This window comes from Thiomonas intermedia (assembly GCF_002028405.1).
Classification (GTDB): Bacteria; Pseudomonadota; Gammaproteobacteria; order Burkholderiales; family Burkholderiaceae_C; genus Thiomonas; species Thiomonas intermedia.
In genome coordinates this window covers 372,378-395,920 of record NZ_CP020046.1, presented here as the reverse complement: position 1 = coordinate 395,920, position 23,543 = coordinate 372,378, and the positions used below count along the sequence as shown (strand labels likewise).

Annotated in this window: 21 protein-coding genes and 1 pseudogene; 19 read left to right on the top strand and 3 right to left on the bottom strand. The window is 61.8% G+C overall.

Annotated features, from left to right (window positions below; all coding sequences use genetic code 11):
• Positions 1 to 42 precede the first annotated feature (42 nt).
• From BVH73_RS01820 to BVH73_RS01805, 4 genes are all read left to right on the top strand, one after another.
• The gene (locus BVH73_RS01820; RefSeq protein WP_079415598.1) at positions 43 to 1,977 is read left to right on the top strand and encodes a type IV secretory system conjugative DNA transfer family protein; all 1,935 of its coding nucleotides are present in this window, start codon (positions 43 to 45) and stop codon (positions 1,975 to 1,977) included.
• 1 nt (position 1,978) lies between these two features.
• Positions 1,979 to 2,572 (top strand): S26 family signal peptidase, encoded by a 594-nt coding sequence (locus BVH73_RS01815; protein ID WP_079415596.1) that lies wholly within the window; start codon positions 1,979 to 1,981, stop codon positions 2,570 to 2,572.
• A 121-nt stretch (positions 2,573 to 2,693) separates the two neighbouring features.
• Positions 2,694 to 3,893, top strand: a complete 1,200-nt coding sequence (locus tag BVH73_RS01810) for a nucleoid-associated protein (RefSeq protein WP_079415594.1) — start codon at positions 2,694 to 2,696, stop codon at positions 3,891 to 3,893.
• A complete protein-coding gene (locus BVH73_RS01805; protein ID WP_079415592.1) occupies positions 3,890 to 4,879 on the top strand; it encodes a GTP pyrophosphokinase in 990 nt (329 codons plus the stop codon). The genes BVH73_RS01810 and BVH73_RS01805 overlap by 4 nt, the downstream gene beginning before the upstream one ends.
• Before the next feature lie 265 nt (positions 4,880 to 5,144).
• Here BVH73_RS01805 and BVH73_RS01800 read toward each other — a convergent pair whose 3' ends face one another.
• Positions 5,145 to 6,116 (bottom strand): AraC family transcriptional regulator, encoded by a 972-nt coding sequence (locus BVH73_RS01800; RefSeq protein WP_154048393.1) that lies wholly within the window; start codon positions 6,114 to 6,116, stop codon positions 5,145 to 5,147.
• A 127-nt stretch (positions 6,117 to 6,243) separates the two neighbouring features.
• Between BVH73_RS01800 and BVH73_RS01790 the strand changes: the two genes are divergently transcribed.
• The 8 genes from BVH73_RS01790 to BVH73_RS01755 all read left to right on the top strand — a co-directional run bounded on the left by BVH73_RS01790 (position 6,244) and on the right by BVH73_RS01755 (position 14,308).
• Positions 6,244 to 7,011, top strand: coding sequence for an iron-containing redox enzyme family protein (locus tag BVH73_RS01790; protein ID WP_079415586.1), 768 nt, complete (start codon positions 6,244 to 6,246; stop codon positions 7,009 to 7,011).
• Positions 7,008 to 8,171: an MFS transporter gene (locus BVH73_RS01785; RefSeq protein ID WP_245800384.1), complete on the top strand. Its 1,164-nt coding sequence runs from the start codon at positions 7,008 to 7,010 to the stop codon at positions 8,169 to 8,171. The genes BVH73_RS01790 and BVH73_RS01785 overlap by 4 nt, the downstream gene beginning before the upstream one ends.
• 321 nt (positions 8,172 to 8,492) lie before the next feature.
• A complete protein-coding gene (locus BVH73_RS01780; protein ID WP_079415582.1) occupies positions 8,493 to 8,846 on the top strand; it encodes a TrbC/VirB2 family type IV secretion system protein in 354 nt (117 codons plus the stop codon).
• A 3-nt stretch (positions 8,847 to 8,849) separates the two neighbouring features.
• The gene (trbD, locus tag BVH73_RS01775) at positions 8,850 to 9,242 is read left to right on the top strand and encodes a conjugal transfer protein TrbD (protein ID WP_245800383.1); all 393 of its coding nucleotides are present in this window, start codon (positions 8,850 to 8,852) and stop codon (positions 9,240 to 9,242) included.
• A complete protein-coding gene (locus BVH73_RS01770; RefSeq protein ID WP_079415578.1) occupies positions 9,239 to 11,689 on the top strand; it encodes a VirB4 family type IV secretion/conjugal transfer ATPase in 2,451 nt (816 codons plus the stop codon). Before trbD ends, BVH73_RS01770 begins: the two co-directional genes overlap by 4 nt.
• A gap of 85 nt (positions 11,690 to 11,774) precedes the next feature.
• The gene (trbJ, locus tag BVH73_RS01765) at positions 11,775 to 12,473 is read left to right on the top strand and encodes a P-type conjugative transfer protein TrbJ (RefSeq protein ID WP_079415576.1); all 699 of its coding nucleotides are present in this window, start codon (positions 11,775 to 11,777) and stop codon (positions 12,471 to 12,473) included.
• A gap of 10 nt (positions 12,474 to 12,483) precedes the next feature.
• Positions 12,484 to 14,073: a P-type conjugative transfer protein TrbL gene (gene trbL, locus BVH73_RS01760; RefSeq protein ID WP_079415574.1), complete on the top strand. Its 1,590-nt coding sequence runs from the start codon at positions 12,484 to 12,486 to the stop codon at positions 14,071 to 14,073.
• A 1-nt stretch (position 14,074) separates the two neighbouring features.
• Positions 14,075 to 14,308: a hypothetical protein gene (locus tag BVH73_RS01755; protein WP_079415572.1), complete on the top strand. Its 234-nt coding sequence runs from the start codon at positions 14,075 to 14,077 to the stop codon at positions 14,306 to 14,308.
• Between the two features lie 405 nt (positions 14,309 to 14,713).
• Here the strand turns inward: BVH73_RS01755 and BVH73_RS01750 are convergent.
• A pseudogene (locus tag BVH73_RS01750) lies at positions 14,714 to 14,929 on the bottom strand (helix-turn-helix domain-containing protein); the annotation flags it as partial.
• Positions 14,930 to 15,159: 230 nt separating this feature from the next.
• On the opposite strand from BVH73_RS01750, the gene istA reads away from it, so the two are divergent.
• Entirely contained in the window at positions 15,160 to 16,704 is a 1,545-nt protein-coding gene (gene istA / locus BVH73_RS01745) for an IS21 family transposase (RefSeq protein WP_079420231.1), read from the top strand.
• A 22-nt stretch (positions 16,705 to 16,726) separates the two neighbouring features.
• Complete coding sequence (istB, locus tag BVH73_RS01740; RefSeq protein WP_079415568.1) at positions 16,727 to 17,518, top strand: IS21-like element helper ATPase IstB; 792 nt, start codon at positions 16,727 to 16,729, stop codon at positions 17,516 to 17,518.
• Here istB and BVH73_RS01735 read toward each other — a convergent pair.
• Positions 17,511 to 18,149, bottom strand: coding sequence for an autoinducer binding domain-containing protein (locus BVH73_RS01735; protein WP_245800382.1), 639 nt, complete (start codon positions 18,147 to 18,149; stop codon positions 17,511 to 17,513). The two genes, istB and BVH73_RS01735, sit on opposite strands and share 8 nt — an antisense overlap.
• 68 nt (positions 18,150 to 18,217) lie before the next feature.
• Between BVH73_RS01735 and BVH73_RS01730 the strand changes: the two genes are divergently transcribed.
• The 5 genes from BVH73_RS01730 to BVH73_RS01710 all read left to right on the top strand — a co-directional run bounded on the left by BVH73_RS01730 (position 18,218) and on the right by BVH73_RS01710 (position 23,440).
• Positions 18,218 to 18,655 (top strand): DUF4902 domain-containing protein, encoded by a 438-nt coding sequence (locus BVH73_RS01730; protein ID WP_245800381.1) that lies wholly within the window; start codon positions 18,218 to 18,220, stop codon positions 18,653 to 18,655.
• 83 nt (positions 18,656 to 18,738) lie between these two features.
• Complete coding sequence (locus BVH73_RS01725) at positions 18,739 to 19,290, top strand: acyl-homoserine-lactone synthase (RefSeq protein WP_079415566.1); 552 nt, start codon at positions 18,739 to 18,741, stop codon at positions 19,288 to 19,290.
• A gap of 755 nt (positions 19,291 to 20,045) precedes the next feature.
• Entirely contained in the window at positions 20,046 to 21,872 is a 1,827-nt protein-coding gene (gene pabB, locus BVH73_RS01720; protein ID WP_169836733.1) for an aminodeoxychorismate synthase component I, read from the top strand.
• Positions 21,860 to 22,489: an anthranilate synthase component II gene (locus BVH73_RS01715; RefSeq protein WP_079415562.1), complete on the top strand. Its 630-nt coding sequence runs from the start codon at positions 21,860 to 21,862 to the stop codon at positions 22,487 to 22,489. Before pabB ends, BVH73_RS01715 begins: the two co-directional genes overlap by 13 nt.
• A 9-nt stretch (positions 22,490 to 22,498) precedes the next feature.
• Positions 22,499 to 23,440 carry a diiron oxygenase gene (locus tag BVH73_RS01710; protein WP_079415560.1) on the top strand — a complete coding sequence of 314 codons (942 nt, stop codon included), beginning with the start codon at positions 22,499 to 22,501 and terminating at the stop codon, positions 23,438 to 23,440.
• Positions 23,441 to 23,543: the final 103 nt, after the last annotated feature.

Genomic DNA, 23,543 nt, shown 5'->3' with positions numbered 1-23,543 from the left:
CCGCGTGACGTCGGGGCCGCCCAACAAGCCCTGCGGCAGACCATGAGCACTCCATCCGACGCCCTCTATCACATCCCCAAGGCGCAGAAGGACATCACTCGCTTCGTCTGGACCGGTCTGGGTCTGTTTGTTCTGATCGTGCTGCTGTCGACCTGGGCGGCGACCGAATACGCGGCATGGGGGCTGGGCTTCAGTCCGGCGTTGGGAAGGCCCATGATCAGGCCGCTGCTCTACAGCCCGACCGACATCCTTGTATGGACTTGGAAGTTCAACCGGATCGAATTCGGTACGGCGGTGATGGGTGTTTTCGAGCGCGCGCATCTGATCATGGGTGTCGGCGGATTTTTTTCCCTGGTCTTGCCCGTCGCCATCGCCTACCGACGCACACGCAAGGCCGACGCCGAGCGCAATGACCTCCACGGCTCGGCGCATTGGGCCGACGCGCAAGAGGTCGAGGCCTCGGGCATCCTGCCCGACGACGAGAACAAGGGCGGCGTTCTGTTCGGCGCCTGGGAAGACAGGGGCGTCGTGCGCTATCTGCGCCACAAGGGGCCTGAGCACATGATGGTGTTCGCTCCCACCCGATCGGGAAAGGGCGTGGGCATCGTCATTCCGACACTGCTGAACTGGGATCAGTCGGTTCTGGTGCACGACATCAAGGGCGAGAACTGGGCACTGACCAGTGGGTTCCGGCAGAAGGTGCTCGGACAACGCACCATCAAGTTCGACCCGAGCTCGCCGGACTCCGCGCGCTTCAACCCCTTGCAGGAGATTCGCATGGACGGCAATCTGGTCAAGGACGTGCAGAACATCGCCACCATGATCGTCGACCCCGATGGCAAGGGCTTGAACGACCACTGGGCGAAGACGGGCTTCGACCTGATGACCGGCGTGGTGCTGTTCGCGCTGCTGTACTGGGACCACCGCGGGCCGGATGCCCGGTTGCGCTGCCTGCACACCGTGCAGGCCATCCTTTCCGATGGAGGACCGATCCGCGATATCGCGCAGGAGAACGCAGCGCGCAACCAGGCCGAGGATGCCGACCCACCGGAAGGCTCGCAGGCGGTGATGACCTACATCCGCGACGTGGCTCTCGAGCGCGTGGACGCGACGCAGGACGCGCACGCACGCACCGGATGGGCGGCGGTTGCCCAGGCCAGTCAGTCCTTCCTCAACAAGGCACCCAACGAGGCCTCGGGGGTGCTCTCCACCGCGCTGTCCTTCCTGTCACTCTATCGGGACCCCATCGTCGCCGACAACACCCGCGTATCGGACTTCACCCTGGAGAGCCTCATGGGCGGCGTCGACGTCGACGGCAAGCCGGCGAAGGAGAAGACGGCGTTCTACCTTGTGGTGCCGCCCAGCGACAAGGATCGCCTCAAGCCGCTGTTGCGCCTGGTGATCAACCAGGTGGTACGGCGCCTCACCGAAGGCATGGACTTCGATGCCGGTGGTGCCGGCAAGAGCCGCTATCCGCATCGCCTGTTGCTATTGCTCGACGAGTTTCCCTCCTTGGGAAAACTCGACATCTTCCAGGAAGCGCTGGCCTTCATCGCAGGTTACGGCCTCAAGGCCTTGCTCATCGTGCAGGACCTGAGCCAGCTATATGCGGCCTATGGCAAGGATGAATCGATCATCAGCAACTGCCACATCCGCGTGGCCTATGCGCCCAACAAGGTCGAGACTGCCGAGTTGCTCTCGAAGATGGCCGGGCACGCCACCGTGACCCATACGCAGCGCCAGTACAGCGGCAACCGGCTGGCGGTGGTGCTGCAGCACGTCAACACCAACGAGCAGATCGTGCAACGCTCGCTGCTCACCGCCGACGAGTGCATGCGGCTGCCGCCGGATGACGAATTGGTATTCGTGGCCGGGCACGCCCCGGTTTACTGCCAGAAGATCAAGTACTACACCGATGCGGCGCTGGCCGAGCGCATCAAGCTTGGTTGCTCCTCATCGAACGGGCGCGGGGCTTGACATGAACGTCGACCACGCCGCCAACCGCACGCTGCCGCGACCAGGGGGCCGGCGCTGGGGCCGACGGATGTTGCTGGCGATCGGCACCCTTGCCGGCCTACTGGCCGCAGCCGATGGCCTCTGGTGGTCCGGCTGGCGCGTGAACTTGACGGAAAGCGAACCCCTCGGGTTCTATCGGCTCGCAGCGATAGACCCATCGACCGTGATCCGGCGCGGCGCGCTTATCGAGTTCTGCCCCCCGGCCGGCGTCACGCCGGCGCGCTTTCCCTTCTACATGAAGGGAAACTGCCCGGGAGGCGGCATGCCGATGTTCAAGCAGGTGGTCGGCGTGCCTGGCGATCGGATCGACGTCTCACTGAATGGGGAGTCGGTGAATGGACGACCGCTGCCCTACAGTGCCCAACTTGCCCGGTCGGCAACTTGGCCCAGGCTACAGTTGCCGCATCAGGCGCGCGTGTTCGTACTCGGGGCAGGCCAGTACTGGGTGTACGGTAGCGGGGCGAAGTCGGCGCTGGCCGCAGAGAGCTTCGACAGCAGGTATTGGGGGGCCGTCACACGGGCGGAAATTCGGCGGGTCGAGTGCGGCAGGGCCTGATCCGATGCCGTCATCCAGCGTTGGCCAACCAACTACCGCTTTGCAGCGGTTGCCGTCGCTCGCAGTTCAAGGTTGACGTGACGATCACCGGCCAATAGCAGTCAGTCGAGCGTCTGCGTTCATGCTGAACCGACGCCCTGATTCAGAGGTAAGTTTTGCCTGTACGATGTGCTTTGGCGGTGCAATTTCGGTTGCACAAGGGAGCATAAAAACCAATCGCGCTATGGCATTTGAGAACCTCACCATTGGCCGCATCATCATTCACGAGATCTTCCGTCTTAATGAAGATCGGACCATGGTGGACCCTCACTATGGGAATGGGCTGATTCAGCTTGATGCCGAGGCCAAAGATGCCCTGCAAAAGCGCATCACCGAGGCTTTGGGTAGCTCCTCGCACGGCGTGGAAATGAGCATCCAAGATTCGGGGGCTCAAAGTGCTTGGCTGGCCGCCAAAAATATTATTGACGCGGCGGGAAATAACGCCCAGTTCATTGCACTCTCACAAACCATCACTGCGAAGCTGGCTGCCTCGCAGACCACGAAAGTTGTGCCCGGTGGCATCGTGGTGGTGATTGATGGCACTGCGGGCCACCCAGCACGGCCCTTTGTGTGCGCGATTAAGGCGGAGCCTCACCCGGGCTTTATCAAGAAGGAAGAAAACGGTCAGCTTCTTTTGGAGTACCTCAAAGAGCTCATACTCACCCCCGAGGCCAAGCTCTACAAAATCGGGGCCTTCATTCACGCTGACCCTGCGCAAGTGGACCCACAGCAGCCCACGGCTGGCTGGCGCGCATTTCTCTTTGATGACCTGATCACAAAAGGCAATCGCTTGGGGGCTGCTCACTATTTTTACTCGACGTTTTTGGGTCTGGTCTTCCCCTCCAACAGTGCATTTCAGACTAAGGAATTTCACACGCTCACCAAGACCTTCATCAAGTCGGCCAACATTGATGAAGAGCGTCGAAGCGACCTTTTGAACGCTTTGACGGCGTACCTGAAAGCCGATCAGATTGCGACCATTCAGGTGGGCGTCTTTTCGGACACCTACCTTGGCACGCCTGAGCTGAAAGACGCCTACACCCACTACATGGAACAAAACGAGTTCCCTGTGCAGGCCATTCACAAGGATCTGAGCGAGGTTGCTCCGGCCCTCAAAAAGCGCAAGATCACGTTTGGACACAACATCAGCCTGACGGCCCCTCCTGAGGAATTTGAGGGGCTTGTTCGCATCCAAGCCATCGACGGCGATGCCGATGAACATGGGCAGGTGCCCAAGTGGACTCAAATCACCATCAGGGACCGCATTCGGGAACAGGAATGAAAGAAGCCGAGCTTCTTGCTAGATGGAGAGCGGAGAAGCCTCTGTATGAGGCTTGGTCCGACTTCATCAGTCAGAAAGTACACGAAGGCCTGCATGCCTGCATCGCTCCGGTGTCGCTCGACTATTTCATCAAGGTTCCAGTGAAGCCCAGGCTCAAAGCCGATAGCACCCTGGTGGATAAGGCCTTGCATCGCAAGAAGTACGCGAACCCATATGAAGACCTCACGGACAAGGTAGGCATGCGGTTCGTCGTCCTACTGACCACCGACATCAAGAAGGTGTGCGAGGTCATTGAAGCGGGTGCCGGGCAAGGCTTTTGGGAAGCCTCCAAGGATCGGGACTACGAGAAGGAGCGTCTCGACAAGCCCTTGGAGTTCTCCTATCAGTCGGTGCATTACGTTCTGCGGGCCAAGGCGGGGCTCATCCACCAAGGAGCACAAATCCCCGAGGGAGCCGCTTGTGAGGTTCAGATTCGCACCCTGCTGCAACACGCACACAGCGAGCTGACGCACGACACGCTCTATAAGCCCAAGACGACTGCACAGCCCGAGGTCAAGCGCACGGTCGCAAAGAGCATGGCCCTCATCGAGGCCACGGACGAATTTTTCGAGAAGGCCATCAAGGACCTTGATGAGGCCGCTCGACCCGGCCGCGAGCTCTTGGCGTTTCTGGCGAAGCTGTATGAGAACGGTACCAAAGTTGCCCCTGGCCAAGAGCTATCCAATCAGATCGTCATCGACACCTGCTTTAACTTGGCACCCCAAGCCCCGTACAAGGAAATTGGCGACTTCTTGCAGGCCAAGGGCTTCATCTTTGACAAGATCAAAGAGCGATTGACCACGAGGCACTTTTTCACTCAGCCTGTCGTGCTATTGGCCTACTACCTGGCACAAGCCAAACCCGCTCAGGTCAAAGACATCTGGCCTCTGGACCGAGACGATTTGGCTCTGGTGTTCAGCGATCTTGGGAAGAAATTTGAAGACTAAGGTGATACCTATATGACACGTCATGCGAATGACGTGACGTGAAGAGGCGCAAGCCGAAAGTCTCTGCTGGCTGCTCTGCCTAGCAGCAGTCATTCATCGGGTGATGTATGACCGTCGGCTCCCAGCCTAAAGCGCTCTCTTGTGCAAATGCGCCGGATGACGGCTCCTGGCCGATTGCTGTCTGATGTCCACCGTCGGTGTAGTGTGTCCACAGCGCGCCGACTGCGCTCTGCTACGCGACCACTTCAGCCTGAAGGATCCGGTCTCATTTACCCCCAAGACGCGGCCGAGGATCCTGACTTCTCGTTCGGCAGTTCCGCGGCGAGACGCCGTAGCGCTCCTTGTATAGCCTGCTGAAATGTGCTGGATCCTTGAAGCCGCATTGATAGGCGATGGAGGCGATGGCCTGCTCACGGTAGGCCTCGCAGTGCAGCATCGCTTGCGCGGCCTCGAGGCGCTTGGCCAGGACGATCCGGGAGAAGCGCAGACCTCGTTGGGCAAACAGTCGGTGCAGGTAGCGTTCTGACACGCCGATCGCTTGCGCGCAGGCCACTGCGGACAGATCGTCCGCGTCGTACAAATGCTGTTCCACGTAGTCGAGCGCCTGTTGCCAGCGCAGTTCATTTCCGGCTCGGATGGCGGGCGCTGGCGCTGAATCACCGTGATAGGCGGCTGCGAACAACCACGGAAGGGCAAAGGATAAGTAGAAATCGGCGGCACCGCAGGAGCCATCCATGGCCATGCCGGAGAGGACCCGGCGGACGGTCTCAGCTGGCAGATCGGCGCCGCGCGCGATCCGCGGCGCAAGGGGGCGGTACCTCGCGTGGTCTGCACGATGGAGGCGCATGGCCGCTGCCGGCAGCCGTATGGCGTAGAAACGGCCGGGCGTCTTGAACACGACGCGTGACGGTTCGGCGAGGTTGCGGAACGAGATGTCCCCGGCGCCGAAGGGCAGGCGCGTGCCGTTCTGCTCGATGAAGCCGTCGCCTTCGACGACGACGTGAGCGACGAGCGATGCGCGTACCTCGGCCGATAGGGTGCCGAGATCGGGGACCGCGTGGGTGATCGACTGCGGGCGAACCGATAGCTGTGCCAACCACATCCTGTTGAACTTCGCATGCTGCTCCAGGCGGCCGCCGGGACCGGCGTCATCGAGGACGACCTGGCCTGGCACGAAGCGATCTGCCAGCAGCCGCTCCCAAGCGTGTGCCGACGTCCCATGCGTCTGGTTTTCCACGTGTTCACCTCCTTCCAAGGAGTCGGTTCATGTGGCGGCAAGCTCGCCGGCCGCTGCTTCCTAGACTGCTTGTAACCCGCCTGCGGGCCAATTGGTCGAATTTTCATCAAGAAACGAGAGGGAAACCATGTCCGCCATCTTCACCGATTCCCATGCTTCCGTGTTTTCTGCGCCTCCCGTTCAGCCTGATGCCGGGCTGGATGATTTGCTGAAACTGCGCACCGCGCTGGTCCTGGAGCATCCCCTCAATCAGGCGGTCGGGCGCGATCCCGGAAGGCTTTTCCTGATGTTCGAGCTGTACGCCGACTTCGTGTACGACTTTACCGAGTACGTCTGCCGCTTGTTCATGGCGTTGCGGGACGAGGATATGAAGTCCGTGATCTATGAGAACCTGGTCGATGAGATTGGGCTCGGTTCGACGACGGCGAGCGCCTGGAAGGCGCAGCATGGGGAACTGTACCGCCAGTTCATCCACAGCCTGCGCCTGATCGAACCCTACCGGGCGACGGGCATCGGACAGCGCATTGTCACGATCGAGAGCGCGTCGAAAGCCATCTCCAGACGCTTTTACGACGCACACGCGGCGATCATCGCCGACGGCGATGACCTGCAAAGCTTTGCCGCATTCTCAACCATCGAGTGCTGGGTCTGCGACTTGTATGCCTTCTGGAAGCGATCCCTCATGGGTATGGGCTGCAGCGACGAGAGCCTGGACATGCGGACCATCGATCTGCATTGCATCTGTGACGTCGAACACAGCGCTGCGATGGATGGCCTTCTGCGGAGAAAGCTGTCGCAGGGCGCTGACGCGCTGCACCGGATGAGGAAGGGGGTCGTGCGCGGCATGGCGGCTTCCGAGCGGCTGTTCTCGGATATCCACCGGGAACTGGCATGATGGTGTCGGCCCGTTGCGAGAGCACCGGGTGGCGATGGCCACCCATGCTGCTGCTGGCGCCGTTCCAGTTCATCTTCGGGCTGATCTATTCCTGGGGCGCCATCGCGCCCGCCATCCATGCCCAAAGCGGCTGGCCTCGGGCGACTCTCGACCTGGCGTTCTCGCTGACGCCTCTCGCGTTGCTTCCGGCTGTTGTCCTGGCCGGCCATGGGCTGCGGCGGATGTCGCCCCGGGCGATGCTGGCGGTGGCGCTGGGCTGCTTCACGATCGGAGGCGCGGTCGGCCTGGCGTTCGGGCATTCGCTGCCGTTCATGCTGGGCTACAGCATCGTGGCTCTGGGGATTGGCGCCGGTTTGTCCACGGCGGCCTGCATCGCCATCGTCGCGCGCCTGTACCCGCAGCGCCGGGGTGTGCTGGGCGGCGCACTGCTGGCGTTGTACGGCATGTCGTCGGTGGTGAGCGCGCCCTTGTTCGAGTCGCTCGATGGTCACTTTGGCTGGCGCGCGGCGCTGGCTTTGGTGCTCGGCCTGTATGCCGCGCTGGGCTGGCTAGCGTGGGCCGGCCTGCCGGACCTTCCGGCACAGGACGTGCACATGGCCCCGCGTATCGGATTGCGGACCATGCTGGGCCATCGTTCGATGCGCTGGGCGCTGGGCCTGGTGTTGATCGCCGCCCCTCTGGGGTCGGCGTCGTTCGCGACGGTTGGGCATCTCACCCGCCAACTCGGCTTCGGCTCGAGCTTCGCTCTCGTTGCGGTCGCTGCCATGGCGATCGGCAACGGCCTGGGGCGCCTGGGCTTCGGCGCCTTGGCCGACGTCCGGGGCGGACGCTTCAGCCGCAAGGTGGTGCTGGCTGCCAACGCGCTGGCTGCGGCGATTCTGCTGGCTGTGCTGCATGGCTTGGACGCGAGGGCGTTCGTCCTGTATCCCTTGCTCATGGGCCTGGCCTTCGGCGGCATGGCAGGCAAGTTGCCTGCGTTGGCCGCACATGTCGTCAAGGATGGCCATGCCGAGACGGCGTTCGGCTTGCTGTTCGGCGCCTTCGCATTGGCCAGTTTCCTGGGGCCGCTGGCCAGCGCTGCATTCGGTACGCGCGAGGCGCTGGAAGGTTTCGCCATCTGTGCGATCGCAGCTTGGTTGTCGGCGCTCGTCGCTCCCTGAACTTGAAGTGAACACCAGCCCGCATCCGCGGCGCGCTCGACCCCTGCCTTGTCTCTCGATCGCTTCAGGAGCATTGCTGCCGCAATGCTGCTCGGGCCGGTGCCTGGTCGTTGCTCCGACCGGGATTGCGCCGGTTCGCAGGATGGTGCCTTCAGCCGCGTCGCCGCCACATGCGAGATCAGCGCGTTCCACATGGCCGGGAAATCGCCTTGCTGGTTTGGATTTTACCCTTTGCGCCGCATGCAGACCCGGGTCCACGCCGCAGAGTCGGGGTAGGGCGCCGATGTCAGGGCTCGGAACCATCCCATCGAAAGGCCAGAAATGAAGCATCTCCAACAGCAGTCCATCCGTCCTTGGCTGCGCACCGTGGCCGTGCGCCGCATGTCGCTGGCTGCGGCCGTGTTTGCCGCCACCACGGCGGAAGCCTTCGCCACCGGCGCTGGCGGGCTGCCCTGGGACAGCGCCATCAGCACCCTGCAGAACGATCTGACCGGCCCGGTGGCCACCGGCATCAGCGTGATCGCCTTTCTGGCTGCCGGTGCCGCGCTGGTGTTTGGCGAGGAGCTCGGCGGGATCGCGAAGAAGGCGCTGTACGTCGTGCTGGGCGTGGCCTTCATCGTGCTGGGGAACAAGTTTCTCTCGGCGCTCGGTCTGACCGGCGCGATGGTGTTCTGAAGCATGAGTCTGCAATGCGGCGCGCGGCGGACGGGCGGTGGACATGCCGCGCGTCCTGCGTTGCCAGAGATCCCGACGGGCCAACGGAGTACCGCAGTGAACGACAACAAAACCCCGATCCACGATGCATTGAATCGGCCCATCCTGACGATGGGGGGCGAGCGCCCGCTTGTGCTGATGCTGATCATCGTCGCCGGGATTTTCATTTTTTCGCTGGCCAAGGTCTGGGCGGCGGCGATCGGCATTGCGCTCTGGCTGCTCGGGCACTGGGCGCTGACGCGCGCGGCAAGCTTCGACCCCATGCTGAGCAAGACCGGCACGCGCCTGCTCAAGTACCGGCGCCATTACCCGGCACAGGCCACACCCTTTGCCCCGTCGCGGGAGGTGCGGTCATGATGGCACTCAGGGAATTCCGCGCTGCCGCCTACGGGCTGCCCGATCTGCTGCCGTGGGCAGCGTTGGTGGACAACGGCATCGTGCTGACCAAGGCTGGCGGGCTGATGGCCGGCTGGGAGTACCGTGGCCCTGACCTCGATTCGTCGACGCCCGGGGAACTCGGCGCGATGGCGGCGAGGCTCAACGCAGCGCTCAAGCTCGGTGATGGCTGGGCGCTGCACGTGGACGCCGTGCGCTCGCCGGCCCCCGGCTACGCGCCGGCTGGAGCCTTCCCCGACCGCACGACCCGGCTGATCGATGACGCCAGGCGCCATGCGCACGAATCGCGCAGCCCGGGGTTCGGCAGCCGGTTCGTGCTGGTCGCGACCTGGTTTCCCATGCCCGATGTCGCCAGCAAGACGGCCGACTTGTTTGTCGAGGGTCGAGTCAAGGCCACTGCCAGTCGCAATCTGGAGCGTTTCCGGGAGCAGATTCGCGCGCTGGAGGGGCGTCTGTCGTCCCTGCTGCAGATCCGGCGTCTGGTCGATGGGGGCGACGCGCGCAGCGGCGCCATGGACAGCCCGCTGCTGGCACACCTGGAGCAATGCGTGAGCGTGGCGCCCCAGCGCCGCGCCGTCAGGATGGCCGAAGTTCCAATGTACCTGGACGCCGTGCTCGGTCAGCATGAGTTCTCCACCGGCTTCGAGCCGCGCGTTGGCCGGCGCAACGTGGCCTGCATCGGTCTGACGGGACTGCCCCCGGACAGCTTTCCCGGAATCCTCGACGTGCTCTCGCGCCTGCCGGTGTCGTACCGGTGGAGTACGCGCTTCATCTACCTGGATCCAGGGCAGGCCGAGAAGACGCTGAACAAGTACCGCAGCAAGTGGGCGCAAAAGCGCAAGAGCATGATGAATTTGCTGCGCGAGAATGCCGGCGGCCAGGCCACGCACATCAATGCCGACGCCGATCGCATGGCGCAGGACGCCGTCCAGGCGCTGGCCGAGGCCTCCAGCGGCATGGTGCTGTACGGCTACTACACCAGTGTGCTGCTGCTGTCGCACGAGGATCGGGAAATCCTCGACGAGACCACGCGGGAGATGGTCAAGCTCATCGAGAGCCGCGGATTCGGTGCTCGCGTGGAGGATGTGAACGCCGTCGAGGCCTATCTGGGCTCGCTGCCAGGCAACACGTCCGCGAACGTCCGCCGCCCCTTGCTCCATACCTTGAATCTGGCGCACCTACTGCCGTTCACTGCCGTGTGGGGCGGGGAGGAGCGCAACCCTTGTCCGTTCTACCCGCCCGACAGTTCGCCGCTGCTGTACGCCAAGACCGATGGTGCGACGCCGTTCAAGCTGTCGCTGCACGCGGGCGACGTGGGGCATGCTGCGATTCTCGGGCCGACGGGGGCCGGCAAGTCGACCTTGCTGGCCATCGTGGCGGCGCAACAGTTCCGCTATCCCGGCGCCCAGGTCTTCGCCTTCGACAAGGGCTACTCGATGATGCCCCTGGTATGGGCCGCGGGCGGCGAGCACTATGACATCGCGGGGGATTCCGGCGAGCTGGCGTTCTGCCCCCTGGGGCGCGTGAACGAGCCGGCCGAGCGCATCTGGGCGGCCGAATGGCTGGAGCAGCTCTGCGAGCTGCAGGGCGTGACGATCCTGCCGCGGCACCGGCAGGAGATCTTCCGCGCGGCGACGCAGCTTGGCGCGTCGACCGATCGCATGGCGCAGCGCACGATGACCAACTTTCTCGTGCTGCTGCAGGATCAGACCCTGCGCGAGGCGCTGCAGGCGTACACCCTGCGCGGCATGGCGGGGCACCTGCTCGACGCCGAAACCGACAGTCTGGGGGAAGACCGCTTCCAGGTGTTCGAGATGGAGCACCTGATGAAAAAGGGCGACAAACTGGTACTGCCGGTGCTCTCCTACTTGTTCCATCGCATCGAGCAGCGCTTCCGTGGGGAACCGACGCTGCTGATCCTGGACGAAGCATGGATCATGCTCGGTCACCCGGCGTTCAAGGCCAAGATTCGTGAGTGGCTCAAGGTGCTGCGCAAGGCTAACGTCGCGGTGGTGTTTGCGACACAGTCGCTCACCGATCTCACCCGCTCGGGCATCGCTGATGTGATCTTCGAGTCCTGTCCGACCAAGATCTTCCTGCCGAACCCCGAGGCGCAGACCGAGAACATCCGGCCGCTGTACGAGGCGGTCGGGCTCAATGCCCGGCAGATCGAGATCCTGGCCCTGGCCACCCCCAAGCGGCAGTACTACGTCATGCACCCGGAAGGTCGCCGGCTGTTTGAACTCGGCCTGTCGGAGGCGGAGCTCGCCTTCGTCGGCGTCAGCGGCAAGGACGACATCGCGCGTATCCGAAGCTTGCGCGCGACCCTCGGCGCCGCGTGGCCCGCCCAGTGGCTGCGCGAGCGGGGACAGCACGAGGCTGCGGCAATGTGGGAGAGCTATCGATGAACGCCCCTCCGACCTGACTCGCCCCGAGCGTGATGGCCAGTCTGCAGAGTGCCCAGAACCAGCAACCCATCGGGAGAAGAACACGATGCGCATCCATAAATTGGCGGCGATCTCCGCCGCTTGCGCCCTGGTCGCCGCCGCCCCGGCCGATGCCACCGGGGTGATCGCCGGGGCGACATTCCCGGAGCAGATCGTGCAGGAGGTGACCCTGGTCGAGCAGTACGCGACCCAGGCCCAGCAACTGCAGGAGCAGATCCAGCAGGTCTACAACCAGGTGGTCAACATGCAGACCATCCCGGTCCAGCTCTGGCCGAACATCAGCGGCGAGCTGCAAAACCTGGTCGCCCTGGTCGGCAACGCCAAGGGACTGGCCTACGCCTCGGCAAACACCGTCTCGGAGGTGCAGGCCCAGTTCGGTCAGCCTAGCAGCGTGCTCGGCAACTACAACGCGAGCCTACAGACCTGGACCTCGAACCTGGATGGACAGATTGCGGGGGTGCTCCAGCAATTCGGGCTCAACGCCAGCAATTTCCAGGGCACGCAGTCGGCGCTTGCCGCGATCCAGGCCCAGAGCCAGGCCGCGGGCGGGCGCAAGGCGGTCCTGCAGGCCGGCAACCAGATCGCAGGCCTGATGGTCAACCAGCTGCAGGATCTGCAGTCGGACATCCAGGCCGGCAACCAGGCCATGCTGAACTACGTGGCCATGCAGGCGCACACGCGGGTCGATCAGTCGAACAGCGTGACCCCGATCCTTGCCGCGCCGACCGATCCCGGCGCGTTCTGAAGGGGATGCCATGCGCAACGCGATGAAGTTGGGCGGCCTGGCGGTTGCGATGCTGCTGGGCCTGATCGCCGTGGCCCATGCGGGGTCTCCTGCTCCCACGGGTGGCCCGGGTGGAAAAGGCTACCTCGATCTGATCAGTTCCAACTTTCAGGCAGCGACCTCGGGGTGGATGACGACGGCGCAGGCGTATGCATTCAAGATCTTCACCGCGCTCGCTGCCATGGATCTGTCCTGGTGGGGCATCAAGCAGGTTCTCAAGAAGAACGATCTTGCCGACTTCACCGCGGGCGCGACCCTGAAGATCGCATCGATCGCGTTCTTCTACACCATCGTGAAGTACGCGCCGACCTGGATGCCGATGATTACCTCAAGCTTCATGGACATGGGGCAGGCAATCGGCGGCTCCGCGGCAGCATCATCGACCCCGTCCGGGGTGATGGCGATGGCGTTCTCGGTGGTGCAGCAGCTCTATCAGGTCTACGACAAGGCGCCGGGTGGAATGCTGCACATCGGCACGAACTTCTTCCTTGCCATCATCATCGCCGTGACGTCGCTGCTGGCCCTGATCGGCTTCGGTCTGGTCGCCCTGCAACTGCTGATGACCCTGGTCGAGACCTATCTCGTGGGTGGAGCGGGGCTGGTGATGCTCGGTTTCACAGGGTCCGGCCTCACCAGCAGCTTCGGGGAGAAGTACATCGGCTATCTGGTGAGTGTCGGGATCAAGCTGCTGATGATCTACGCCATCATCGGACTCGGGCAGGGTCTGATCAACAATGAGCTGGCCTACATCAACAACTACATTGCGTCGGGCAGCGGAATCCCGCCGACCGATCTGCTCACGGTCGGTGTCAGCATGTTGATTTACGGCGTGATCGGGGTGCAGGCGCCGGGGTTGGCAGCAAGCCTGATGAATGGTTCCCCGAACATGAGCCTGGGCAACGTCGCCGGCGGAGCTGCTGCCATCGTCGGCGGAGCTGCCGCGGCCGGGGCGGCTGGCCTGGCCGGCTATGCAGCCGGCGTTGGCGGCCTGCAGAAACTCGCGGATCGCGTTGGCATGGGTGGCGGCGCCACTGAGGGAGGCTCTGCTGCTGGCGCGGTCGCCGGCGTGGACCGGCTCGCTGCGTTGAGCAGCGCCAGTGGAGCTGGACCTCGCCCCAGCGCCGCGGGGGGTATCAGCGGCGCGACGCCCAGCGCAGCGGGACCTGGGACGGGACCGGCCGCGGGGGCGGCGCCATCGCCCGCCGTCGCTCGGGAGGGGCAGGCTGCTCAGGCACTGACGCAAGGCAAGGGCAGGGCCGAAGCGTCCGGAACACCTCTGGGCGCGGGCGGTGAGGCTTCGCACTCGTCAGCGCCCGCCCCGGCAACGGCGCCATCCGTTGCGCCCAAGGGGACGGTCGATGCACTGGGAGATCCGGCCGCGCAGGCGCGTGGGGTGCCATGGGCATCTGAAGCGGCGGCCGAGCGCGACAAACGGCGCGATCCGCTCGATGTTCTGAAGGTTCAGACCATGAACCTGATCGACAAGAAGGACGACATCGCGCGCCATGAGGGCGGAGGCGGTGCCATCCAGATCCGCTTGAGCCACCACGAGGGCCACTGAGATGGGGCCGCGCAACCGGCTGCGGCAGGAGGTCGCGAACGCCGTCGGTGAGCGACTGGGCTGGGCCGCGCGCCACGATCGCAAGGGCCTGGTGATCCTGGCCCTGCAGGTCGTGTACGCGGTGTGGTTCGCCGCTTTGTGGATGCACGATTTCCCGTCGGCGGAAACGGCGTGTTGGGGTGCAGTCTTCGTACTCTCTGCTGCGGGCGCGATTGCGATCGAACGACGACGCTGAGATGCCGCGCAGGGCATTCCGGCGCAAACTCACCAGTCGTTCCGCTCCAAAGGCGCCGCTGGCGCCAACGTGTCGGCGGCCCTATGCGACTCACCCGGATGTGGCGCAGTCGGCGTCCCGCGACCGGTCCTCGGCCTTTGCCGCCTTTCACATGGTCAACTTGTGTGCCCGGTGCCGGCCACAGGCAGCCGTAAGCCCGCGTGGTGATGCAGTCGCGTGGACGGCCGTTGGCCTCTGAAACCCGCCGGACAGCCAACGGATGCTGAACGACCAAATCTGCCGTTTGAATTGGCACGGGCAGTTGGCAGGACAATCTGCGGAACCAATGCATCTCGAAGTAACCGCCGCCTGCAGACACATGAGGGCACGGCGCTGAACCAACCTACCCGGCGTTGGTGTGGTAGGTCAACCCAGCATCCCCAGCATTCCCGCCCGAATGACCGCAGCGGTCTTGTTCGGTGCATTCAGCTTGGTGATCACGTTGGCAATGTGAAAATTCGCCGTGCGCTCGGAGATGTTGAGGATGTCGGCGATCTCCGATGCCGTCTTGCCATCCGCCGTCCAGCGCAGCACCTCGATCTCCCGATCGGTGAGTTGGACTTCCGCTTCGGGCATCAACTTGGCCGAGTGTCACTTTTCACCACATATAGGCCAATCGGTTTTCGGCACATAGGAGCCACCGCGTTTTCGGCGTATACGAGCCAGTGCGTTTTCGGCACATACAGGCCAGTTGATTTTCGGCCTATAGGAGCCAGCCAAGGGGTTTGACGGGCATCTCGAACGCGTCACAAGCGCCGTTACCTTCTGAGCTTTTTGCTCAGGGGCAACGGATGGGGCGCAGAAAGATCGAGATGCATGAATACCGAAACGTTTTAATTCGACTGCGTGCGGGTGATGGCGACCGCGAGATAGCGCGCCTGGGGCTCATGGGCCGCGTCAAGGTGGCCAACTTTCGCCAGCACGCTCAGAGCCTGGGCTGGCTGGATCCGGATCGGCCGCCGCCTGACGCCCAAACGATTGCGCAGAGTCTGAGCGCGGTGGCCAGGCGCCCCGTCAGCACGATCTCCAAAGCCCAGCCCTGGCGTGAGCTCATTGCGCGCTGGATGGACGCGGGCGTTGAGGGCGTGGCCATCCATGCCGCGCTGGTACGCGATCACCAATTCAAGGGCAGCTACTCCTCCGTCTACCGCCTCATGCGCGACATCAGCCGGGCGCAGCCGCGCACGGATGTCACCGTGCGGCTGAACTTCAAACCCGGCGAGGCTGCTCAGGTCGACTTCGGTGCTGGCCCGTTTCTGCTGCACCCGGATGGCCTTCGCCGGCGCACATGGGCCTTTGTCATGACCCTGTGCCACAGCCGCCACCAGTATGTGGAATTCGTCTGGGACCAGACAGTGGCGACGTGGCTGGGCTGCCACCGCCGCGCCTTTGAGTGGTTTGCCGGCGTGCCCGAGCGCGTCATCATCGACAACGCCAAGTGCGCCATCATCAAGGCCTGTCGGTTTGATCCCCACGTGCAACGCTCCTATGCAGAGTGCGCTGAAGGGTATGACTTCAAGATTGACCCCTGTCCGCCACACGACCCGCAGAAGAAAGGGATCGTGGAGTCAGGCGTCAAATACGTCAAACGCAACTTCCTGCCCACCCGCGAATTCCGTGATCTGGCCGACCTCAATGCCCAAGTACGGGCCTGGGTATTACAGGAAGCCGGGCAGCGCATTCACGGCACCACCCGCCAACAACCCCTGGATTTGTTTGCGCTGGAGCGAGCCCTGCTCAAGCCATTGCCCGCCCAGGCCCCGGACTTGGGCGTGTGGCAGCGGGTGACGCTGCACCGCGATTGCCACGTCAAGTTTGACAACGCCCTGTATTCCGCGCCCTTTGGGCTGGTGGGCAAGCAGTTGTGGCTGCGTGCCAACGATGGTTGTGTTGCCCTCTATGAAGACTACCGATTGGTGGCCACCCACCCGCGCGGGACGCGTCCTGGCCAACGCGTCACGACGCCAGACCACTTGCCACCCAAGGCGCAACTGTTCTTCGCGCGCGACCGCCAATGGCTCCATGAGCAAGCGCTGCAAATCGGGCCGTACTGCCAGCAGATCATTGACTGCCTGCTGGGCGACCGGATTGTGGAGCGGCTGCGTGCAGCACAGGGCGTTGTTGGCCTGGCCAGGACCTACGGCGCCCAACGTCTGGAGCTTGCCTGCCAGCGTGCCATGGCCCACAACAGCCCGTATTACCGCACCGTCAAGACCATCCTGAGCAGCAATGCCGACCGTCTGCCGATGCCCGAGATCAGTGTCGCGCCCGCCTATGCCAAGGCCCGGTTCGTACGCGATGCCGCCAGCCTATTCACCCCCAATGCCCACAACCCGCAGCAGGACCTCCTGCATTAACCCCCCAAGGAGCAACTCACCCATGATCCCCATTCCCGAACTGGTTCCACACCTCAAGCAATTGCGCTTGTCCGGCATCCTGGATTCTCTGGAGGCCAGGAACCGCCAAGCCATTGAATCCAAACTCGCCTATACGGAATTCCTGGCCCTGCTGATGGGCGATGAAGTGGCCCGCCGCGACCAGAACCGCTTCAGCACCCGCATCCGCCGGGCTCAGTTTCGGTCGAGCAAGACCCTGGAGCAGTTTGATTTCGAGCGGCTCCCCCAACTCAACCGCGCACTGGTGCACGACCTGGCCACCGGACGCTATTTGCGGGAATGCTCACCTGTGTTGATCGTCGGACCCAGTGGAACTGGCAAAAGCCACCTGGCACAGGCCTTGGGCCACTGCGCCATCCGCCAAGGCGTTGATGTGCTCTTCACCAGTTGCTCGGCCCTCACGCAGTCCCTGCACGCCGCGCGTGCGACCAATGCCTACGAACGCAAACTGCAGGCGCTCAGCCGTATTCCCCTGCTCATCATCGATGACTTCGGACTCAAGCCCCTGCGCGCACCGGCCGACGAGGATCTGCATGAACTCATCGCCGAGCGCTACGAACGAACGACCACCATCGTCACCAGCAATTTGGACTTCACCGAGTGGGATCAGGCCTTCCCAGGCAACCCCTTGTTGGCCTCCGCCACGCTCGACCGCCTGCGCCACAACGCCTATTGCCTCGTGCTCGATGGCCAGTCTTACCGCACGCCACGCCAGATGCCCAACGCAATGCCAACCAAAACCCAGAGATCCAATCAACCAAAAGACATCAAATAAAGGCAAAATCCACAACCGAATGATGCCCGTTTGAGACCCTCCGGCTGGTCTCTATGTGCCGAAAATGGCTGGCTCCTTTATGCCGAAAAGTGACAGCCGAGAGAATGCGCGACATCCCAAGATGCACCATCTGCGTCAGCCAAGCTAGCTTGATCTCCTTGTCGCGCAATTCGATCTCAGAAATCGGCTCCCCCGAACGTGACACCGACAACAGGCCCATGGTGCTGTTCACATCCCGGCCGGATTGCGCCCAGCCGACACACAAACCGAACGAACGGGCTTCTTCCCAGAGATCGCGACTCGAGGCGAAGAACGCGTCTGACCAGATGACGGGCTGCAGGGAATGCGTACCATGGCGGACCGTGGGGTCAACCGCAATGTATCCCCTCTCCTTGTACCGTTCCTCCCAGGCACGCGGATAATTGGTCAGCAACACCACCTTGGGCTGGGAGACCGGCAGCGGCATGCGTAGCCCATAGGAGCAATGGTCGAATCCGAGGTCATGGACGATCGAGACGACGAGTTCGAACAACTGCGCGTCACACGTGGTCGTCTGCAGCGCATGGAGTTGGTGTTCTTGCCATCCCTTCACGGCCTTCTCCTGCGGACAGTGCTTGTGGCGGACTGTCATATTTGACACTATTCCTGCATTGTGTCTTCATGTAACGTGTCCTCTGCAATTCATGGAGGACGACAAACATGATGTACCCGACCACGAATGACGGCCTTGCATTTTTCCAAGCGTCAATGATGACCCTGTCAGATGACGGCCTGATCCGCCTCACCGTTGAAACCCTCAGGGCGATCCCCTTCACCCATCTGCTGTCTGGCTTGGATGAACATGGCGGATATCTTCCCACCTTCGAAGGCGCCAGTCTGGACCCGATCTCCGGCTACACCGAATGGGTGAGTACGACGTCCCCGGCCATCACCCTGGGTTGGGACTGGTGGCTGGATCCCTCTGCGGTGCCGCCCGTCTACACCCCTATCGGCGAACCCCGAAGCAATGTGATGATCGTAGATGCTCAGCACCGCGATCTGGGCCGACGCAGGACCGATGCCGCGCTGGGCATGCTGATTTCAACCTGGTCTTGGCAAGCGGCGGTTGAACAGCATATTCGTTCACGTTACGCCTGATGGCCTGTCAGATCTGACAGTTACGTGCCCGAGTTGGCGCAGGTGGAATACACCCCCAAGGATGGATGCCAATGGGAGGTGGTATGCAGATCGTGTCAGGATCCTCGGCGCAGCTTCAGCAGGGCTTGCACGCCAGCGTCGGGCGCTATCGTCATCGGGTTTTTGTGGAGAAGCTCGGCTGGGACGTGCCCTCCCGGGATGGCATTGAAGCCGACCAGTTCGATCGCCCGGATACCGTCTATGTTGTCGGCCGGGATGATCAAGGGCAGGTCTGCGGCTGTGCACGGCTACTGCCCACCACCCGACCCTACCTCCTGGGCGAGGTGTTCCCGCAACTGCTCAATGGCCTGGCGCCACCCGCATCCCCCGATGTCTGGGAGTTGTCTCGCTTTGCAGCCACCGATTTCAACAGCCAAGCCACCTCCGCGATGGGGAAGATGTCCTCAGAAGCGGCGATTGCATTGATGCACGCATCCATTGCCTGTGCGGCCGAGCATGGGGCCAAGCGGCTGATTATGGTGACGAATATCGGCGTGGAGAGGTTGCTGCGGAGGGCTGGCTTCCATTCGCCCCGTGCGGGGCCTCCCATGATTATTGATGGGCATCCGATTTTTGCTTGCTGGGTGCACATGTAGAAATGATGCCGGTCGCATTGAGTATCCGATTGGCGGGCGCTGCTTCTGCCCCCCGCCGTATTTATCTCGATGCGCTCCTATTAGATGTTGGCGCCGATGCCGATTTGAGCTATGCGCCGGGTTTTGGGGTGAGCCGATTGGAATGCGCCGAATTCCAAGCCTGACGCCGGGCGCAACTCGTTTGCCATGGCGCAGTCGCAGATCGGCATGTGGCTCAAATCGGCATCGGCGCCAACAGCTAGGTTTTTCGAGGTGCCCAGAAGCCATCACGAAGCCGCTTCGCCTCCACATTCACCCGGTTCCCCAACCCTTGTACGGCAAAAACCTTTTCGAGGAAACAAAAACCCCATAGCATAAATTCACCATACGCACGCCCGTCAGATCTAACAGGTTTTTTCCAGCTAATGTTCATAGTACCCTTATTTTCGCCATTAGGTATAGCTGCATAACAATTTTGCTCGCGAAAGCTGTCGGGCGGCACGGTGAGCGAAGTCAGTGAGATAGGCTTTGGCGAATCGTGGTGGACGCGCGCGGTTGAGTTCATAGCCACGGGGTAAGTTTGCAAGCGCCGACATGATATCGTCATACTTGAAAATCAAGATGCCGCGAAGAATGCGACAGATCGTTACGGATCCACTGTATATATTACGCAGGAACAGTCGTTTTATTAACAATAAATTACGACGGGTGCCACAACGCCTTACGAGATATTGTGCGGCAGTGCGCGCACTGAATGGAGATGAAGTGCTGTGGACGTGAAAACCCTCAAGGAAGTCGTTGCCAAAGGTAGTTTCGCTCTTCTGGATAACAACAAAGCGGGAGGTGCGCATACGGATTACTTGTTCTGGGGGCCGATAGCGTTCGTCAGAGCGGATAAACAAGAAGATGTGGAAGAGCGAATTTTCGCAATCGAAAGTTATATCCGGGACGGCTATCATGTAGCAGGATATTTTTCATATGAATTGGGATATGCATTGCAACGCCGCCTGAAGGGCAGGCTGCCCGAAAAAAGAGAGGTTCCGCTATTCAATCTCGGAATATTTCGCCATCGAAGTGATGTTCGCGATATCGACGTCGAACAGGCGTTAGAAGAAATCCGCCAAAACAGCGACACCCTGATAAAGAACTGCACGCTAACCATGGACCGGGCCAGCTATGTGGAGAGTCTCAAGAAGGTCAAACAGCACATTCACGACGGCGACACGTATCAGGTTAATTTTACCCTGAAGTACAAATTCGACTATGGTGGCCCTCCATTGGCCTTGTATGCCGAGCTTAGGCGGCGACAGCGCGTCGAATACGGCGCCTATCTAGACTTTCCCGAAGTGAAAGTATTGTCGCGATCGCCAGAGCTGTTTATCAATAAGCGCGGCGAAAGCATCCATGCAAAACCCATGAAAGGGACCACCAAACGCGGCGACACGCCGGAGCAGGATCGTGAAAATTTCGATTTCCTTACTAAGGACGAAAAATCACGCGCCGAAAACGTCATGATCGTCGATCTGCTCCGCAACGACCTGTCCCGTATCAGTAAGCCTGGCTCAGTTCGGACATCGGGTCTGTTCGAGGTTCAAACCTTTGAAACCTTGCACCAGATGATCTCGACCGTATCGGGCCAGGTCGACGTCGATCTTCTCTTGTCGAAGCTGCTGCAACAGATTTTTCCGTGCGGATCGATAACCGGCGCCCCCAAGGTTCGCACCATGGAAATCATCAACGATCTCGAGGTGGAGCCACGCGGCATCTATACCGGTGCCATCGGCTACTTTGGTCCGGATCAATCGATCTGTCTCAACGTGCCGATTCGGACCCTGGTGCTGTGGCCGGACGGGGCCGGTGAAATGGGCGTGGGCAGCGGAGTCGTACACGACTCAGATCCGGAAGCCGAATATGAGGAGTGTCGACTCAAGGGACAATTCTTCACCCAGGGCTTTGCCGACTTCGGCTTGATTGAATCATTGCGGTTCGACGCCGGCTATCCCCATCTCGACAAGCATCTGCAACGTCTGCGGCGCAGTGCCGCCGAGCTCGGGTTCGCGCTAGACGCGGAACGCCTCGAACGGGATCTGCTTGCCACGGGCACCACGTTGTCGAGTCCGCACAAGGTGCGGGTCGCGCTGGACCGCGCTGGCAGCCACGTCATCGAGTGCCATCCCATCGAACCCTCCGACGTCGATCGTCGCATCGCGATTGCGCCCGATCCCGTCTTGTCCGCCAATTGGGCACTGAGACACAAGCTGACCCGTCGGACGCACTATCAAGCGACGTACGAAGACTACAAGCGTCTTGGCTTTTACGACGTCGTCTTCGTCAACGAGCGCAACGAGCTGACCGAAGGTAGCTTTAACAACCTGTTTATCCGCAAGGGCGACTGTTGGTATACGCCACCACTCGAGTGCGGATTGCTTCCCGGAATCCAACGGCAAAATCTGCTGGAATCGCCGACCATCCGCGCGGTGGAAAAACGGCTGTATCTCGACGATCTGCGAGGAGCCGACGAGATTTTCCTCACCAATGCCGTTCGAGGCGTAGTCAAGGTCGAACTGGCCGCCAGCAGGATTGACGAACCATGCTCTGCCTGATCGACAACTACGACTCCTTTACCTACAACATCGTGCACTACCTGCACGAACTGGACGTGAAGGTGAAGGTCATCCTCAATGACGAGATGTCCGCATCGGACGTGCTCGACCTGCATCCGCGCCATATCTTGCTGTCGCCAGGCCCGGGCACTCCGGACGATTCGGGCATGTCGAAGGAACTACTTCGTTTGGCCGCCGAGCGTCGCATCCCGCTGTTGGGCGTCTGCCTCGGACATGAAATTATCGGCGAGGTCTTCGGTGGGCGCGTCAGACATGCCAAGCGCGTGATGCACGGCAAGGTCAGCCGCGTCCATCACGATGGCCGCGATCTGTTTGTCGGCATCCCGGAGGAATTCGCGGCGGCACGTTACCACTCCCTGATCGTGGAAAGGGAGTCGCTGCCGAACTGCCTGAACGTGACAGCCTGGACTCAAACCGACGACGGGACGATGGACGAGATCATGGGCGTCGCCCACGCCAGCTTACCCATCTACGGCGTGCAGTTTCACCCCGAATCCATACTAACCGAATACGGCCATTACATGCTGGCGAACTTTCTTGGCATACGCCTGCATGCACGAGACCGAGTCGGTCGCTTCGCAGTCGAAAACGCGTGAGCGCAAACCATGTTCACCCATACCCGAGATGACATCCACGGCACCTCGATCTCAGAGAGAACGAGCACACTGCTTGCGAATTCCTGGGCGAACCGGGTCGCGGTGAGGACGTCGAGCTTCGAGGCGTCGAACTACTATGACATATCGTTGCCGGACTACCCGCCTGATCTGGTGCCGTTCCGGCACGTTCCCGCCTATGCCGCGCTGGATGAAGCCATTCAGAGACGCATATTGGCGGGCGCCTGGATCACCTATAACGAGAAAACGATCGGCGTAGAGACCTTCATCGTGGCGCCGGCTTGTCAGTTGCTGCTGCGTGGCGCGTTCGACGGAGTGAATTCAGGCGCCACCAAGCGCGTGATCGCTCAAACGCAGGTCGACGAGCAATTCCACATCCTAATGTGCATGGAGGCCTGTCTTCTCACCCGGCAAATGCATGGGTTGCAGGGGCTGGTCATACCTGTCGGTACCGTGGTGAAGGAGCTTGAAGCCGACATGGCGCGCGCATCAGGCTGGCGGCCCGGCGAGCTGATCCAGCTGGCCTATGCGGTCGTCGCCGAGGTCACGATCAATGCCTATCTCGATCTGCTCGCCGACGACACGACTATCCAGCCGTTCAACCGCGAGACGACCGCCTTGCATCGCAAGGACGAGTACTCGCATCGCAAGATTTTTGCCGACCTGACGCCGCAGATCGTCGCCCGTTTGAGCTCAGAGGAACGCAGCCTCTTTCTGCAAAGCCTTGCTCGCGGTCTCGAAGCGTTCGTGAAGATCGACTTCAATTCCTGGCGTTCGATTCTCACCTTCCTGGGCGTTCCGGATGCCGACGATATCCTGCTCGCCTGCATCGCGGGCAACCCGTCCAGTCGAATCGTGCGTGACTACACCGGATTCCGCCGCCTTCTGGCGGAAATGGGCGTGGAGGAAAGGGAAGTCGCGTTTGAATTCTGACCAGCTGACAAACAACGTTGCTTCTGGCGAGCAGTCTCGCGGCTCGTGCGAGAGACATTCAATTCGGGATCAAATCAATGCGCGTTTATGTGTTTGCAGGGCA